The following is a 15,922-nucleotide window of genomic DNA, read 5'->3' as shown; positions in this document are numbered from 1 at the left end:
TACTCGGTGCTCTTGGCGCCGTACAGGTCCTTGGCCGCGTGCAGGGTCGCGATCCGGGCGTCGTGGAAGTCGGTCGTGGAGACCATGTACCGGGTCGTGTTGGACGCCTTCACGTTCACCGCCGCCCAGGCCTTGTTCACCGTCCGGTACTCGGTGCTCTTGGCGCCGTACAGGTCCTTGGCCGCGTGCAGGGTCGCGATCCGGGCGTCGTGGAAGTCGGTCGTGGAGACCATGTACCGGGTGAGCGCCCGGTAGAAGATCGCCGTTGCCTTCTTCCGGCCGATGCCGGTCACCTTGGAGCCGTCGTGCGTCGGCGAGTTGTAGGTGACACCGCCGACGGTCTTCTTCCCGCTGCCCTCGGCGAGCAGGTAGTAGGCGTGCGAGGAGACGCCGGAGCCGGCGTGCACCTCGGTGTCGTAGGACGCCTTCGACCAGTAGTCGACGGTGCCTTCGAGCTTGTCGAGGGACGGCTTGTCCAGCCGGCGCAGGAACTTCTGGTCGAGGCCGAGCTTCTCGCCCATCAGGTAATTCGGCGGGTTCTTCGGGTTGTTGGTCGTGAACTCGACCGCGCTGCCGAAGATGTCCGCCAGCGACTCGTTGAGTGAGCCGGGCTCGCCGAACTGGTTGCCCTCGATGTCCACGCGGGTGGGCTGGAGGTTGGCGGTCGCGTCGACGACACCATGGGACAGCTCATGGCCGGTGACGTCCAGGACGACCAGCGGCTTGGCGAAGGTCTTGCCGTCACCGTCGCCGTAGAGCATGCAGCCGCAGTCGGGGGAGAAGAAGGCGTTGCCGACCTTCTTGCCGAAGTGCACCAGGGCACGCGCCCCGCGGCCGTCGTTCTTGATGCCCTTGCGGCCGAAGGTCTTCTTGTAGAAGTCCAGGGTGCTGGCGACGCCGTACTGGGCGTCGACGGCGGCGCTGGCCCGGTTGCTCGTGGTGCCGTTGCCCCAGCGGTTGGTGGTGCTGGTGAACGGCTTGCCGTCGATGAACTTCTCCAGTGTCCTGTCGCCGGCGTCCCGGGTCTCGGTGTTGCCGCGGGTGGAGTCCTTCAGGGTGAAGGACTTCTTCCCGGTCTGCGTGGTGGACAGCGGCACACTGCCGACGAAGAAGGACGCGCCGCTGCCCTTGGCCGCGGACGGGAAGCCGGCGGATTTCGCCGCCTGGTCCGCCGTGGGCGGGGCAGGAGCGACCAGCCCGGTCGAGGGGTTGAGCCGCTCGCCCCGCGCACGCAGCTTGCGCTGGAGGGCGGGGGAGAGGAACGAGTCGTCGGCCTGGACGTTGCTGAGCACCGTGCCGGACGCCGCGTCGAGGACGACGGTACGGGCGCCGCCGGACTCGGCGGTGCCGCTGTCGGACACCTGCACCTGATAGGCCAGCTTGGTGCGGCCGGTGCGGGCGTCCACGACCAGTTCGGCGGAGCCGGCCTGGCCCTTGGCCACGGCGGCGGCCTTCGTCCGGGCCTCTCCGGCCGACAACTTCGGCTCGGCACCGGCCATGTCGACCTGGTGACGGAAGGCCCGGGTCACCCCCTCGTAGGCCGACTCCGCGGTCAGGTGAACGACGAGGTCGCCACCGAGCACCGGCATGCCGCGGTGGGTGCGTATGAAGCGGACATGCTGCCGGCCGTCCGGGTCGACGAGCGTGTCGGTGGCTTCGAGGGTGTCCTTCTTGCCGACTCCGGTGGCCGAGGCGTGCGTGTAGGCGGCGGCCCGGGCCGCGTCAACGGCCTTCTGAAGAGAGGGAGTTGCGGAGGAAGCAGCGACCGGCGAGGCCGGCGGCGTGGCGGAGGCACTGCCCGCCACACCCGCAGTCAGGGTGGCGGCCGTCGTGACGGCGACCGCAATGGCCAGGCGGTGTCTGCGTATGTGGGGTCTACGCACTGATGTGGGTCCTTAGCGCTGCGGGGGCGGTCGGCTGGCCAACCGCCCGTACACGCGGTGCTGTTGTGCACCACGGGGGCCGCGGGGCCCCGCGCAAACCCTGGTCTGCCTGGCATGGGCATGTAAAGCGAAATGATCAATAATCGAGATTCATGGGCGAAACTTAACAATTGGTCAGCTTTAGGTAGCCAAAAGGTGACCAACTGTGGTCCAGCTGTGAAGACATGGGATGGCGCGAAATGGTTGCCCGGAGAGTGGGCGGAATTCGGGACCGCTACGGGGGCGGGTCCGTCGACGCCGAACAGCCGTCAGTGCGGCCCGGCTGGCAGGCGCCGATGGGCCGCGCTGAAGGCCGCTGGATCATCCGCGATGGGCTGCGCTCCGAGGCATGGGAGCGGGCGTGCAGGACCCGGCCGGGGCGGTGCCCCGCCGGGTCAGGGTGATGTCCTAGTGGCGAAAGAGTTCGTCCAGGGAGGCGTCGGCCCGTTCGCCGCCGCGTACGGCTTCGACGACGGCTTGGTGAAAGGTGCGGCTGGCCTCTTCGGAGTCGCACGGGACGGGGCTGCCGGCCATGGTGTACCAGTCCGACGCCCCGGTGTACTGCACGGCTACGTGGGCCAGGTTCTCCGACCAGGTCGTGTGAATGGTCAGGTCACCGTTGATCACGCCGATCTCCGCGGTGCGCACCGCGCCGGGTAGGGCGTGTATTCCCACAGTGGTCCAAGAAGCCCAGGTCATGATGTTCCCCTCGGCGGCAAGGGCCCCGGCGGGCAGCCGGGCGCGGTCCCTCAAGTTTGGCACCTGACGTGCGGCAGCGCACCGCATGCGGCGGCACGGATTCCGCTACGGCCGCGGAGGCCGTGCCCGGCACGGCCCCGGGCCGTCTCGTCTTGGAACCTTCAAATGTCAATCACTGAAGAACTTGAAGGTGGGTCCCCGGGGCGCGCCCGCGAGGAGGTTCAGTCGATGACCGTATGGAAGAAGGTGACGGCCGCGCCGAAGGCGCCGCCGCCGACGAGGGTGGCGGAGGCCGGGGTGCCGCCGTTGAGGAAGGTGAGCACGCCGGCGCCGATGGCGGTGAGGGCGCCGAGGAGGAAAATGACGGCGGCGCGCTGACTCAGCAGGGTTGATCTGTTGTCGGACACATCAACTCCGATCTGCGCGGGAGCGGGGGAGTCGCTCGGTGCGGATGCTGATGGTCCGACTGATCATCTCACCTCCTGGCCCGGATCTTCGGCAGCACACGACGAAATTCCCGAAAGGGGTGGAATGGGGTGCAATGCGGTGAGGGGGGAGGGGTGCGGGGAGCTGACGGGGCGTCAGCGGCTTTGTCGGGTGGTGTGGCGGGGCCCGGCGGTGGGATCCGTTCTCCTTCGCCCTGTCAGTGGTCGGGGTTGCTCCCCCGGTAGGGAATCCTGATCCGGCCCTCGGGCTGTCGGGTGAGTGCGAGGACGGCCATGTCGTCGTCGCGGGGGCCGCCGGTCCAGTGCTCGACGTCCCGTACCAAGCGGTCGATCACGTCCTGTGGCCCCCGGAACGGGCCGTGGTCCGCCAGTTGGGCTGCGGGATCGTAGAACCGTCCGGAGCGGTCCCTGGCCTCCGTCACGCCATCGGTGACCAGCAGCAATGTGCTGCCGACGGGAAACGGCCGGTCGGCCGGGCGGGTCCGTTCCACTCCCAGCGTGCCCATGCCCAGCGGGAGCCCCGGTTCGGCCGCCTCCAGGGCGCGGACCTCGTCGCCGTGGCAGAGGTAGGGCGCGGGGTGGCCGCAGTTCAGCAGCCGCAGTGCCGTGGCTCCCGGGAGGACTTCGCAGATCAGGGCCGTGATGAAGCCCTCCAGGCGGTCTTCCTCGGAGGTGTTCTCGCTTTCCCGTAGGAGGGCGCGCTCCATCCGGTCGGCCAGTGTCGGGAGGTCCGGCTCCTCCTCGGCGGCCTCGCGGAACGCACCCAGGAGCACCGACACCGCGCTGACCGCGCCCAGCCCCTTGCCGCGTACGTCGGCGATCAGCAGCCGGACACCGAACGGGGTCCGCTGGACGGCATAGGCGTCGCCGCCGATCCGGGCCTCGCTCTGTGCGGCCTGGTAGCGGGCGGCGATGGCCAGCGGGCCGACGCGTTCCGGTGGCGCGGGCAGTACGGCGCGCTGAGCGGCCTCGGCCACCGTGCGGACCACGTCCAGATGGCGTCCGTGGCGGGCGACCACCCGGTTGACTCCGACACCCATGAGTGCGGCGAAGAGGGTGTTGACGATTTCCAGATAGCCCACGAGGCCGCCGGCGGTGCCGTCCTTCACTGTCAGGGCGAAGACCCCGCCGACGATGGCGATGCCGATCGCCAGGGTGTGCCGCAGGGAGAACAGCGCACCGGCCATCACGCTGGCCGCCGTCAGCATCGGGTCGCCCCAGTAGTCGGCCGGTGAGAACGCGTCCCAGACGAGCCCTCCGGCGACCAGGACGCTCGGAGCGAACTCGACGTATCGGGGCCATCGGGGCGGGAGGTAGGGCATAGGCATTCCTGACCAGCTCTGTATGTCGGCTAGCAGGAATATGCCTGTTTTGTGAAGTTTTATACCGTGCGGATGGTCGGCGGTGGGGTCTCGGCGCCGGGTGCGGTCGGTCAGGGGCGCCGTGCGCGGCGTGGCCGGTGTGGTGTCCCGGCAGGCGTCCGGCTCAGCGAATGCGGTCCCTGGCGCCCGTGTCGCCAGGCTCCCCGGTGGCCGCCCGGATAGCGTCGAGGCCCAGTACAGCGCCGCCCTGCCACCTTGCCGGCGCGGCGCGGGCCCCGCCCAGGCGACCGGGCGGCCGACGAGGAGGTGGGCCGTGGCCACGTGGCCGGCCGTACTGTTCGCACTGCTCGCGGCGGCCAGCAATGCGCTGGCCACGGTCCTGCAGCGGCGCGCCGCCCGTACGGTGCCGCTGGCCGGCGGGCTGCGCCTCGGTCTGCTCGTCGATCTGCTGCACCGGGTCGTCTGGCTCGGCGGGATGCTCGCGGTCGTCGCCGCGGCCTGTTTCCAGGCGCTGGCGCTGTCGCAGGGCGCGCTGTCGGTGGTGCAGCCCCTCTTCGTCCTCGAACTGCCGCTTGCCCTGCTCATCGGACGGGCCCTGCTGGGCGGGCAGATCCCCCGAACCGGCTGGCTCGGCGTGGCGCTGCTCGTCGTCGGCCTCGGCTCCGCCCTCGCCGCCGCCGCGCCCACCATCGGCAACACCCACGCCCCGTTCGACCGCTGGGTGCCCGCGCTGGCGGTCTGCGCCGGGGCGATCGTCACGGCGGTCGGTGCCGCGCTCCGCCGCGGGGCGGGTGGCGTACGGGCCGCCTGCTTCGCCGCGGCGACCGCGGTCGGGTACGCCCTCACCGCGGCCATGCTGAAGGACGCCACCCACGCCTGGCAGGACGGCGGCCCCGCCGCGTTCTTCAGCACCTGGCAGACCTATGGCTTCGCCCTCACCGGCGTACTGGCCATCTTCCTGCTGGAGAACGCCATGCAGTCGGGCCCGCTGACCGCCTCGCAGCCGGTGCTCACCCTCGGCGACGCGCTGGTCAGCCTGTCGCTGGGCGTCACCCTCTTCGACGAACGGGTGCGGACCGGCTGGTGGCTGCTGCCCGAGGCGATCGGTGTCGGGCTGGTCCTGTGGGGCGCGATGCTGCTCTCCCGGGTCGCGCTGGCCCAGGACCTGTCAGGTGCTCAGGAGACGGCGCCGGCCGCCGCCCCGTGACACCGGTGCGGTGCCCGGGGCGGCGGACACCTGAGGAACGTGAGTGGCGCCCCCGGTCGCGTCCGGGCGCCGCGTCTCACGGCATGACGTGCTGGACCTGGGTGCAGTCCAGCAGGCCGGCCAGGGAGAGTCGGCCGGTCTCCCGGAGTCGTACGACGGCCGGGCCATCCGGCGGGCCGTCGCCGGAACGCCGGTGTCCCCGACGCCTTCCCCGAGATCTGGGCCATGTGATCATTTCCGGATGAGCAGGAGTGACGGGGCCGCAGGGTCCGGGTGCCGGACGGAAGAAGAAGGGGCCAAGACGCCCGCTTTTGTGGGGGAGTTCGAGGTACATCTCACCGTCCGCGACGACGGCGACCCCGCGCCCGCCCGCCACCTGGCCGACTACGCGGCGGCACATCACCTGAAGTGCGTCCACATCCTGCTGGACGAGGGGGAGGTGCCCTCCCAGCCGATGCTGACGCTGTCCGGGGCCGGGACGTTCGAGGAGGTCAGGGCGCAGGCCGCCGCGCGGGCGGACGGGCTGCGGGCCGCGGGGTTCGAGGTGGTGCGGACGAAGATCGAGGCCACCCCCTGGAGCGCGGGCGTGCCCGGCACGGACGAGGAGGCCGTGACACTCGGCCCCGACTACTACTTCGAGCACCACCTCAAGCTGGTCCTGGCGCGCTCCGCTCCGACCGGCGCCCTGCGCGCGCTCGCCGTCGGGCACGGTGCGCACCTCTCACGCAACGCGCGGCGGCTGCGGTCCGACGGCCGGGCAGAGCGCTTTGTGACCCAGCGCTGCCGCCTGGTGGGTCTGACGACCGCGGGGCGGCGACTGGACGCCCTGACGGGCGCGTTGCGGGCCGCGGGACACCGGATAGCCTCCGTGGAACGGGAGTTCGTGGTCCACGACGGGAATCTCGCGTTGGACGCGGGCTGGTTGGACGCGGGCTGGTTGGACGCGGGCCGAATGGACGAGGAGTACACGGTGACGGGGGAGCGGACCGGAGCATGACGGGAACCGGCGAGACGGGTACGGCGGCGGAGTGGCGGGCGTTCCGGTTCGGACCGTGGGCGGAGACCGCGGTCGTGCCCCGGGCCCGGCCCGACGAGGCGACGCGGGCACAGCTGGATCTGCCGGCCACGCTCCTCCCCGTATCCGACGACGGGGTGGTGCAGCGCCCGGTGTTCGACCCCGCGGCGGCGCACCATGCCTTCGGGATGCGCCTGGGCGAGCCGAGCTTCGCGGATGCGTCGGTCGGTGCGCGCTGGTACGACGCGCGGCGGCATGCGCTGCATCACGTGCTCAGCGCGATCGCCGGGTCCCCGTGGGCCGGCCATCTGGTCCTGCGCGGCAGCATGCTGCTCGCCTCGTGGTTCGGGGACGCCGCCCGCGAGCCGGGGGACCTGGACTTCGTCGTGGTGCCGGAGACCTGGGAGCCGGTCGACGAGCGTACGGACCGGATGCTGGACGGCATCGCCGCGGCGGCCGAGGAGCTGTCCCACCGCGGCGGTCCGGTACGTCTGGACGCGCGGGGCGCGGTCGGTGACGAGATCTGGTCCTACGACCGGGTCCCCGGCCGGCGGCTGGTCATCCCGTGGACGGCCGAGGCCGACGGGGTACCGGGCGGAAGCGTGCAGCTCGACTTCGTCTTCCACGAGCGCCTGCCCGCCCCCGCGGAGCCGTCCGAGATCCGCGGACCGCTGGGCACCGCACCGGTAGTGGTCAGCGCGGCGACCCGCGCGCTCTCGCTCGCCTGGAAGGTGCTCTGGCTGGTCAGTGACCGGCACCCGGAGAGCAAGGACCTCTACGACGCGGTCCTGCTGGCGGAGTCCACCGAGCTGCCCCACGCCCTGCTGCGCGAGGTGTTCCGGGGCGTGGACGACGGCACCTACGATCGTCATCCGGTGCTGCCGGAGACCCTCGACGCGCTGGGGGGCGACTGGTCCGAACTCCGCAAGGAGTACCCGGACCGCAGTGCGATCACGGACCCGGACCCGCGGGTGGAGTACAGCTACCTCTGGCGACTCGTGACGGCCCTGGAGCCCACCTTCGCCCTGGACGACGGCCGTGGCGACACCACCGCGTACCGGCAGCGGGCCGCCTGGTTCGCGTCACTCACTGCGGAGTGCGCGGAGGTCCTGACCGAGCGGGGCATGGATGCGGTGCAGGAGCTGCTGATCGAACGCTGGGTGGCGTTCGACAACACGGTCGTCATCACACGGGAGCTGTCCGGCCCGGACCGGTGGGCCGTGCCGGACGCGGCGGCCGTGGTGGCGGCGTTCCGCCGGGACCACCCTCTGGCCGACCGGGTGACATGGCTGCTCGCCGACCCGGACGAGGCGGTGCGGCGGCTCACCGAGGACGGGACCGACGCGTAGGGCCGAGGGGCACGTGTTGCTCAGGGCCTGTGGGAGACCGAGGCGCCCGTGTCCGGATTTCTCCCTTCGTGGAGGGGACGCACGTCGTTCGCAAGGGGCGTGACGGAGCATTTCCGTGGATCCGGTTGCCTCCGCACCCCCATTTCGTCTCCCGTGAGCCGGTGCCCGCTGGTGCGGAGCGGCTGCTTCCAGCCGCTATGCTTGCTGGATACAAGCAATGTGTTCAACGAGTCGACCGCATCACCGAGAAGGATCACGACGATGAGCAAGGGCACGGTCCATGCCTGCGACCAGGCGGGCCCACCGGTCACCGCCGCGTCGGGGCTGGACGAGGCGGCCGCCGGGCTGGGGACGGAGATCGTCCGCTTCTCGCGGCTGATCGCCGCCTGGAAGCAGCGCGCCAAGGGTGACGGCGGCGCCGCCGACCGGGTGCTGCTGGCCCGGCTGGTGGTCGGCGGGGACCAGCGGGCGACCGATCTGGCCGCCGACGCGTTCCTGGACCTGTCGACCGTCAGCCGTCAGGTGCGCTCGCTGGTGGAGCGGGGTCTGGTGACCCGTCGCCCCGATCCGGAGGACCGCCGCGGGTCACTGCTCGCCGCGACCGAGGCGGGGCGGGCCGCGTTCGCGCAGTACCGCCGCCAGCGCGACGCGGAGCTGGCCGCGCTCCTCGAACCGTGGTCACCCCAGGACCGGGCCGACCTGATCCGGTTGCTGGGCCGTCTCAACGAGGACATGGCAGAACGACAACACACACGGCTGGGTCCCGGGGGAGACCAGGGTGCCGCCGTGGAGCAGGGAGACGTACGTACATGAGCACCGCCACCTCCCCGCCCGGGGCGGGAACCGAGGAGATACCCGGGCCAGGAGTTCTGAGCCACCGTCAGATACTCACCATCCTCAGCGGTTTGATGCTGGGGATGTTCCTCGCCGCCCTCGACCAGACCATCGTCAGCACCTCCATCCGGACCATCGCCGACGATCTGCACGGCCTCAGCGAACAGGCCTGGGCGACCACCGCCTACCTGATCACCTCCACGATCTCCACCCCGCTGTACGGCAAGCTGTCCGACCTGCACGGGCGCAAGCCCTACTACCTGACCGCGATCTCCGTCTTCGTCATCGGCTCGGTGCTGTGCACCTTCTCCACCTCGATGACCGAACTCGCCGCGTTCCGCGCGGTGCAGGGACTCGGCGCGGGCGGTCTGATGTCGCTGGCGCTGGCGATCATCGGTGACATCGTCCCGCCCCGGGAACGCGCCCGGTACCAGGGCTACATGCTCGGCACCTTCGCCACCTCCAGCGTCGCCGGCCCGCTGATCGGCGGTGCCCTCGCCGGCCAGGACCAGCTGCTGGGCATCACCGGCTGGCGCTGGGTCTTCCTGGTCAACGTGCCGATCGGGATCATCGCGCTGTTCGTCGTCGCCAAGGTCCTCAACATCCCGCACACCCGGCGCGACCACCGCATCGACTGGTGGGGCGCGCTCACCATCGCCATCGGCGTCGTCCCGCTGCTGCTCGTCGCCGAGCAGGGCCGGGAGTGGGGCTGGGACTCGTCCCGGTCGATCGCCTGCTATGTGACCGGTGTCGTCGGCATCATCGCCTGGATCTTCGTCGAGCGGTGGATCGGCGACGACGCACTGATCCCGATGCGGCTGTTCCGCAACGGCACCTTCAGCAAGACCAGTCTGCTGTCCGTGCTGATCGGTATGGGGATGTTCGGCGGGATGCTGATGATCCCGCAGTACCTCCAGCTGGTGAAGGGCGCCAGCCCCACCAAGTCCGGTCTGGAGATGCTGCCGCTGATGGCGGGCATGTTCATCGCTTCCATCGCGTCGGGCCAGATCACCGCCAAGACCGGCCGCTACAAGATCTTCCCGCTCGTCGGCACCGCGCTGATGATCGCGGCGATGCTGCTCTTCCACTTCCGGGTCCAGTGGGACACCCCGCTGTGGGAAACCATGATCTACATGCTGGTCTTCGGCCTCGGCCTGGGCGGCTGTATGCAGACCCTGGTGCTGGCGGTGCAGAACGCGGTGCCGCCGCGGGACATGGGCGTGGCCACCGCCTCGTCCACGTTCTTCCGCCAGATGGGCGCCACCGCCGGTACCGCGATCTTCCTGTCGGTGCTGTTCAGCACGGTCGGTGACAAGATCGCCGGGGCCTTCAAGGACGCGGCGTCCACCGAGCGTTTCCAGGCCGCGCTGCGCGACCCCGCGGTGCTGCACGACCCCGCCAACAAGCCCGTGCTGGACATGCTCAAGCACCCCGGCAACGCGGACTCCTCGGGTGTGCTCAGCGACTCGTCGTTCATCCAGCACCTCGACCCGCGGCTGGCCGAGCCGTTCAAGCGCGGCTTCGCGGACTCGATGCACACGGTCTTCCTCATGGGGGCGGTCGTCGTCGCGCTGGCCTTCGTGCTGATGTGGTTCATCAAGGAGGTCCCGCTGCGGCAGATCTCCGGTCTCCAGGCCCGTGCACAGGCGGACGCCGAGGCCGATGCGGCGGCGTCCGCCGGAGCCGGGGCGGAGGGTGTCGACGGGGCGGTGCAGGAGGCCGGCGCGGCGGCGGACGGCGCCGGTGATGCGCCGGCCAAGGCCGCGCCGGCCGGACCCGGCGGTGCCGCGGGCGCCGACGCCGTACCCGCGCCCCCGGCGGTGTCCGCGACTCCCGCGGACCGTGCCACGGGGGCGACCGGGCCGGAGATCCGGGGCACCGTACGGGACGGCGACGGCCGCCCGGTGCCGCAGGCCGCGGTCACCCTGATCAGCGTCGACGGCCGGCAGCTCGGCCGTACCTCGACCGGGGCCGACGGCGGCTACGCCCTGCCCACCACGGGCGCCGGCACCTATGTACTGATCGGCTCCGCGGGGGCCCGGCAGCCGCAGGCGGTGACCGTCGTGGTGGGCGGTGAGCCGGTGTCGTTCGACCTGGCCCTCGGCGGCGCGGCCGGTCTCGCCGGCGAGGTCCGCGAGGAGAAGGGCGACGACCCGGTGCCGGGTGCGCTCGTCGTGGCCACCGATGTCACCGGCGAGGTCGTGGCCTCCGGTGTGGCCGGATCGGACGGTGGCTTCACCTTCGGTGAACTGGCGCCAGGCAGCTACACCCTGGCCGTCAGCGCCGAGCACCACCGCCCCTCCGCGCTCCAGGTGGAGGTCGGCTCCGGCCACCGCAACTGGTACGAGGTCCGTCTGACGCCCGGCGCCCGCATCCGCGGCACCGTCCGCACGGCGCACGGCACCCCGGTCGACGACGCCCGGGTGACCCTGCTGGACCCGGCGGGCAATGTGGTGGGCACGGCCACCAGCGGCCGGGACGGTGAGTACGTCTTCACCGACCTCGACAGCGGCGAGTACACCGTGATCGCCAGCGGCTACCCGCCGGTGGCCTCCCCGCTGCGCCTGGAGGCCGCCGGGCAGAGCGAGTTCGACATCGAGCTGGGGCACGACCCCGTGCGATGACGGCCGGCGAGATGCGGCAGGACGAGGGCCCGGCGTTCCGTGCGCCGGGCCCTCGTCCGTCCGGGTTTGGCGCAGCAGCCCCCGGCTACGTACAGTTCCGCCGAAGCGTTAATAGAACACACGATCCCAGGAAAGCGGCAGCGGCGATGACGGTGACCGAAACAGGCCGGGCCGATGGCACGGGTATCGACTCGGAGCGGATGGCGGTCTGCCTCAGCGTGCTCGAGGAACTCGACGCGCTGCCCCTCGACCACCCGGACGCGATCACCATACGGCGCGCCACCGCCGGCATCTTCCGCAAGGTGAAGCAGCGGCGCCGGCAGGAACGCCGGGCCGCCAAGACCGCCAACGACAGGGCGGTGACCGCCGCCACCGCCACCGGCGCGCCCGACCGGATCGACGACGAGACCCAGGGGCTCGCCCTCGCCAGCTCCGTCACCACGGAGCTGGCCGGAATCCTCCAGCGGCCGCGGTCCTGCTACACCTGCAAGTCCCGCTATGTCGAGGTCGACGCCTTTTACCACCAGCTCTGCCCGCCGTGCGCCAAGGAGAACCGGGCCCGCCGGGACGCCCGTACGGACCTCACCGGCCGGCGCGCCCTGCTCACCGGCGGCCGGGCCAAGATCGGCATGTATATCGCGCTCCGCCTGCTGCGCGACGGCGCCCACACCACCATCACCACCCGCTTCCCGAACGACGCCATCCGCCGTTTCAAGGCGATGCCGGACAGCGCGGACTGGCTGCACCGGCTGAAGATCGTCGGGATCGATCTGCGGGACCCGGCCCAGGTCATCGCGCTCGCCGACAGGGTGAGCGCCGAGGGCCCGCTCGACATCCTGATCAACAACGCCGCCCAGACCGTCCGCCGGTCGCCCGAGGCGTACGGTCAGCTGATCGCCGCCGAGTCCGCCCCGCTGCCCGCCGGGGAGCTGCCCGCCTCCGTCGTCCTCGGCCACTTCGGCAGCGGCGCCCCCGCGGCCCTCCCCGCCGCCGCGGGCACCTCCGGCGGGCTGACCGCGGACGACCTCACCGCCCTCGCCCTGACCACCGGCTCCGCCACCCCCGCGCGGATCGAGGCGGGCACCGCGATCGACGCCGGTGGGCTGGTACCGGATCTGCACGCCAGCAACAGCTGGGTCCAGAAGGTGGACGAGGTCGACCCGGTCGAACTGCTGGAAGTACAGCTGTGCAATATGACCGCGCCGTTCCTGCTGGTGAGCAAGCTGCGCCCGGCGATGGCGGCCGCCACGGCGCGCCGCAAGTACGTGGTGAACGTCTCGGCGATGGAAGGGCAGTTCAGCCGCGGCTACAAGGGTGCGGGACACCCGCACACCAATATGGCCAAGGCGGCGCTGAACATGCTCACCCGCACCAGCGCGCGGGAAATGCTGGACACCGACGGCATCCTCATGACGGCCGTGGACACCGGCTGGATCACCGACGAGCGCCCGCACCCCGCCAAGATGCGGCTGGCCGATGAGGGCTTCCACGCCCCGCTCGACCTGGTCGACGGAGCGGCCCGGGTGTACGACCCGATCGTCCGCGGGGAACTCGGCGAGGACCTTTTCGGCTGCTTCCTGAAGGACTACGCGCCCGCCGCCTGGTGATCCGGAGCGGTCCCCGCCGCTCGCCGGGCGGCGGGGACCGGTCCGTCAGCCTCTCAGCCCGTCAGACCGTCACCCGTCAGCCCGTGACGGTCCAGCAGCGGCCCGATCTCCGGGTCGCGTCCGACCACCGCGCGGAACGCCGCGAGCGGGTCGACGCTGCCGCCCCTGCCGAGGAGTTCCCGGCGGAAGAGCTCACCGCTCTCCCGGACCGTCCGCCCGTTCTCCCGGAACCAGCGCACGGTGTCGGCGTCCAGCACCTCGGCCCAGCGGTAGCCGTAATACCCCGCCGCATAGCCGCCGTTGAAGACATGGGCGAAGTAGCCGGTGCGGTAGCGCGGCGGGATCGCGGCCAGCGCCAGCCCGTAGCGCTCCAGAGCGGCCGCCTCGAACTCCTCCACGGCGTCCGCACCCGGCACCTCGCCGTCGGAAAGGGTGTGCCAGGCCCAGTCCAGCACCGCGGCGGCCTGGTGCTCGACCATCCGGAAGCCCGCGCCGAAGTTCTCCGACTCACGCAGCCGGGCCGGGAGTCCGGGCGGCAACGGCTCACCCGTGCGGTGGTGCCGGGCGTAATGCGGCAGCACCTCGGGCGCGTCCGCCCACATCTCGTTCACCTGGGAGGGGAATTCGACGAAGTCACGGGGGACACGGGTGCCGGACAGCAGCGGGTAGCGGACATCGGAGAACAGGCCGTGCAGCGCATGTCCGAACTCGTGGAACAGCGTGTGGACCTCACTCCAGGTGAGCAGCACCGGCTCGCCTGCCGGAGGCTTGGCGACATTCAGGTTGTTGACCACCACCGGCCGCTGCCCGAGCAGATGGGACTGCGGGACCAGCGAGTCCATCCAGGCGCCGCCGCGCTTGGACGGACGGGCGTGGAAGTCGCCGATGTACAGGCCGAGCGGACCGCCGTCGGCGTCGTGCACCTCGTAGACGAGGGCGTCCGGGTGGTACGGCACCAGGTCGGGGCGCCGGGTGAAGCTGATGCCGTAGACCAGCCCGGCGGCGTGGAACACCCCGTCGTGCAGCACGGCCGTCAGCTCCAGATAGGGCCGCAGCTCCGTCGCGTCGAGGTCGAAGCGCTCCTTGCGCACCCGTTCCGAGTAGTACTGCCAGTCCGCCGCGCGGATCTCGGGCACACCGGCCGCCTCGGCCAGCGCCGCGCCCTCCCGCTCGGCGTTGGCGACGGCGGGCTCGACCAGCCGTCGGAGCAGTTTCTCGACGGCGCCCGTGGTGCCGGCGGTGCGGTCCGCGACCTCCCAGGCGGCGTGGCTGGGGTAACCGAGCAGCGCGGCGCGCTCGGCCCGCAGCCGGGCCAGGGCGACGGCGACCGGGCCGTTGCTGTCGAGGCCGCGCCTCAGGGAGGCGTCGAGGAGCCGCTCGCGCAGCGCGGGGTCCTCCAGCGCGGCGAGTTCGGTCTGGTTCGAGAAGTTCTTCAGACCGAGTGCGAACCCGCCGGTCCGGCCCAGTGCTCGGGCGTGCTCGGCGGCGGCCGCGATCTGGTCCGCGGGCAGCCCGGCGAGCTCCTCGGCACGGTCCACCACCAGCGCGGCGGCCGCGGTGGCCACCCGCAGGTTCTGTCCGAACTCGGTGCACAGCGCGGCGATTTCGGCATTCAGCTCGCGCAGCCGCCGCTGCTCCCCGGGTGCGAGCCGCGCACCGGCCCGCACCCGGTTGGTGTGGTGGCGCTCCAGCAGCCGCAACTGCTCCTCGTCCAGCCCGAGTTGCCCGCGCCGGGCGTACAGCGTGTCCAGCCGGCCGAACAGCGCGGCGTCGAGCAGCAGCAGATCGTCATGGGCGGCCAGCCGAGGAGTGATCTCGGCCTCCAGGGCCTGGATCTCCTCGTCGGTGTCCGCCGCCACCTTGTTGAAGAACACCCGGCGCACCCGGTCCAGCACCGCACCGCTGCGCTCCAGCGCCTCCACGGTGTTCTCGAAGGTCGCCGGCCCGGGAGAGGTGCCGATCGCCGCCACCTCGGCCAGCTGATCGGCCATACCGCGGGTGAACGCGGGCAGGAAGTGTTCGTTCCGGATCCGCGCGAACGGCGGCAGCCCGTACGGCAGATCACTCGGCTCGAAGAAGAGATTCGACGTCGTCACGGACCGACACTACGCCCGGCGGCGGCGCCCGGGTCCGGCAGTCGTCCCGGAAGGCCGTCCCACCACCGCCGCGGCGCCGCGCGGCCGGGCCGTTCCGGTGAGCGTCGTCGGTCCATCCGTGGTGTGATCGAAGGCGAGGCATGTACAGACGAGGCATGCGAACGCACTCCTGAGACAGGAGGAATCATGGCCACCAAGTTGCGAGCCCGAGAGATCATGTCCGGCGGAGCGCACTGTGTGGGTGCACACGAGTCGTTGCGGGACGCGGCGAAGATGATGCGGGATCTGGACGTCGGCTGCCTGCCCATCTGCGGTGACAACAACCGGCTCACGGGCCTCATCACCGATCGTGACATCGTCATCGCGTGTTGTGCCGAGGGGATCGATCCGGCGACGGTGCAGGCCGGTTCCATGGGCGGGACGCTGCACTGGATCGACGCGGACGCGGACGCCAGCGAGGTCCTGCGGACCATGGAGCAGCACCACATCAAGCGCCTGCCGGTGATCGATGTCAAGGGCGGCCACCGTCTGGTGGGAATGATCACCGAGGCCAACCTCGCCAAGAACCTCAGCGACGCGCAGATCGCGGAGTTCGCCAGCACGGTGTACGCGACCGCGTAGCGCGGCGGGTGCGGATCGTCCGCCCGTGCCGGAACCGCCACCGGCCGGGCCCGCGAGGATGCGTCCGCAGCGGAGCCGGCGGCGTCCCTCGGCGACGGGTGGTCCGGCCGCGGGGCCCGCGCCGGGCCCCCGCCCCCCACCCGGCCCGGGCGACGGGCGAACGACCGAGCGCCCTCGAAG

12 protein-coding genes are annotated in these 15,922 nt (G+C 71.4%); 7 read left to right on the top strand and 5 right to left on the bottom strand.

Features of this window, described 5'->3' with window-relative positions; genetic code table 11:
* From ACFW5B_RS34475 to ACFW5B_RS34460, 4 genes are all read right to left on the bottom strand, one after another.
* On the bottom strand, positions 1 to 1,883 hold a 1,883-nt coding region (locus ACFW5B_RS34475), incomplete at its 3' end, for a M4 family metallopeptidase (RefSeq protein ID WP_386448803.1).
* 447 nt (positions 1,884 to 2,330) lie between these two features.
* Positions 2,331 to 2,621, bottom strand: coding sequence for a hypothetical protein (locus ACFW5B_RS34470; protein ID WP_386448800.1), 291 nt, complete (start codon positions 2,619 to 2,621; stop codon positions 2,331 to 2,333).
* 221 nt (positions 2,622 to 2,842) lie between these two features.
* Positions 2,843 to 3,028 (bottom strand): hypothetical protein, encoded by a 186-nt coding sequence (locus tag ACFW5B_RS34465; RefSeq protein WP_386448797.1) that lies wholly within the window; start codon positions 3,026 to 3,028, stop codon positions 2,843 to 2,845.
* A gap of 236 nt (positions 3,029 to 3,264) precedes the next feature.
* Positions 3,265 to 4,389, bottom strand: a complete 1,125-nt coding sequence (locus tag ACFW5B_RS34460) for a PP2C family protein-serine/threonine phosphatase (RefSeq protein WP_386448795.1) — start codon at positions 4,387 to 4,389, stop codon at positions 3,265 to 3,267.
* A gap of 313 nt (positions 4,390 to 4,702) precedes the next feature.
* Between ACFW5B_RS34460 and ACFW5B_RS34455 the strand changes: the two genes are divergently transcribed.
* The 6 genes from ACFW5B_RS34455 (at position 4,703) to ACFW5B_RS34430 (ending at position 13,025) form a co-directional block, all read left to right on the top strand.
* Entirely contained in the window at positions 4,703 to 5,596 is an 894-nt protein-coding gene (locus ACFW5B_RS34455) for a DMT family transporter (RefSeq protein ID WP_386448792.1), read from the top strand.
* Positions 5,597 to 5,837: 241 nt separating this feature from the next.
* Positions 5,838 to 6,593, top strand: coding sequence for a hypothetical protein (locus ACFW5B_RS34450; RefSeq protein WP_386448790.1), 756 nt, complete (start codon positions 5,838 to 5,840; stop codon positions 6,591 to 6,593).
* Entirely contained in the window at positions 6,590 to 7,960 is a 1,371-nt protein-coding gene (locus ACFW5B_RS34445; protein WP_386448787.1) for a nucleotidyl transferase AbiEii/AbiGii toxin family protein, read from the top strand. The genes ACFW5B_RS34450 and ACFW5B_RS34445 overlap by 4 nt, the downstream gene beginning before the upstream one ends.
* A 261-nt stretch (positions 7,961 to 8,221) precedes the next feature.
* The gene (locus ACFW5B_RS34440) at positions 8,222 to 8,773 is read left to right on the top strand and encodes a MarR family winged helix-turn-helix transcriptional regulator (protein WP_386448784.1); all 552 of its coding nucleotides are present in this window, start codon (positions 8,222 to 8,224) and stop codon (positions 8,771 to 8,773) included.
* Positions 8,770 to 11,418, top strand: a complete 2,649-nt coding sequence (locus ACFW5B_RS34435; protein ID WP_386448781.1) for an MFS transporter — start codon at positions 8,770 to 8,772, stop codon at positions 11,416 to 11,418. Before ACFW5B_RS34440 ends, ACFW5B_RS34435 begins: the two co-directional genes overlap by 4 nt.
* Positions 11,419 to 11,564: 146 nt before the next feature.
* Complete coding sequence (locus ACFW5B_RS34430) at positions 11,565 to 13,025, top strand: SDR family NAD(P)-dependent oxidoreductase (protein WP_386448778.1); 1,461 nt, start codon at positions 11,565 to 11,567, stop codon at positions 13,023 to 13,025.
* A gap of 53 nt (positions 13,026 to 13,078) precedes the next feature.
* Here the strand turns inward: ACFW5B_RS34430 and ACFW5B_RS34425 are convergent, their stop codons facing one another.
* The gene (locus tag ACFW5B_RS34425) at positions 13,079 to 15,121 is read right to left on the bottom strand and encodes a M3 family metallopeptidase (protein WP_386448775.1); all 2,043 of its coding nucleotides are present in this window, start codon (positions 15,119 to 15,121) and stop codon (positions 13,079 to 13,081) included.
* A gap of 186 nt (positions 15,122 to 15,307) precedes the next feature.
* Between ACFW5B_RS34425 and ACFW5B_RS34420 the strand changes: the two genes are divergently transcribed.
* On the top strand, positions 15,308 to 15,742 hold the full coding sequence (locus ACFW5B_RS34420) for a CBS domain-containing protein (RefSeq protein ID WP_386448772.1): 435 nt from the start codon (positions 15,308 to 15,310) through the stop codon (positions 15,740 to 15,742).
* Positions 15,743 to 15,922 lie beyond the last annotated feature (180 nt).

It is taken from the genome of Streptomyces sp. NPDC058773 (assembly GCF_042746015.1).
Taxonomy (GTDB): Bacteria; Actinomycetota; Actinomycetes; order Streptomycetales; family Streptomycetaceae; genus Streptomyces.
This window is presented reverse-complemented; position numbering and strand designations above follow the sequence as displayed.

Coding starts and splice junctions, on each gene's coding strand:
- ACFW5B_RS34445 (WP_386448787.1), top strand. CDS start 6,590: ATGACGGGAACCGGCGAGACGGGTACGGCGGCGGAGTGGCGGGCGTTC.
- ACFW5B_RS34460 (WP_386448795.1), bottom strand. CDS start 4,389: ATGCCCTACCTCCCGCCCCGATGGCCCCGATACGTCGAGTTCGCTCCG.
- ACFW5B_RS34420 (WP_386448772.1), top strand. CDS start 15,308: ATGGCCACCAAGTTGCGAGCCCGAGAGATCATGTCCGGCGGAGCGCAC.
- ACFW5B_RS34435 (WP_386448781.1), top strand. CDS start 8,770: ATGAGCACCGCCACCTCCCCGCCCGGGGCGGGAACCGAGGAGATACCC.
- ACFW5B_RS34440 (WP_386448784.1), top strand. CDS start 8,222: ATGAGCAAGGGCACGGTCCATGCCTGCGACCAGGCGGGCCCACCGGTC.
- ACFW5B_RS34470 (WP_386448800.1), bottom strand. CDS start 2,621: ATGACCTGGGCTTCTTGGACCACTGTGGGAATACACGCCCTACCCGGC.
- ACFW5B_RS34450 (WP_386448790.1), top strand. CDS start 5,838: ATGAGCAGGAGTGACGGGGCCGCAGGGTCCGGGTGCCGGACGGAAGAA.
- ACFW5B_RS34430 (WP_386448778.1), top strand. CDS start 11,565: ATGACGGTGACCGAAACAGGCCGGGCCGATGGCACGGGTATCGACTCG.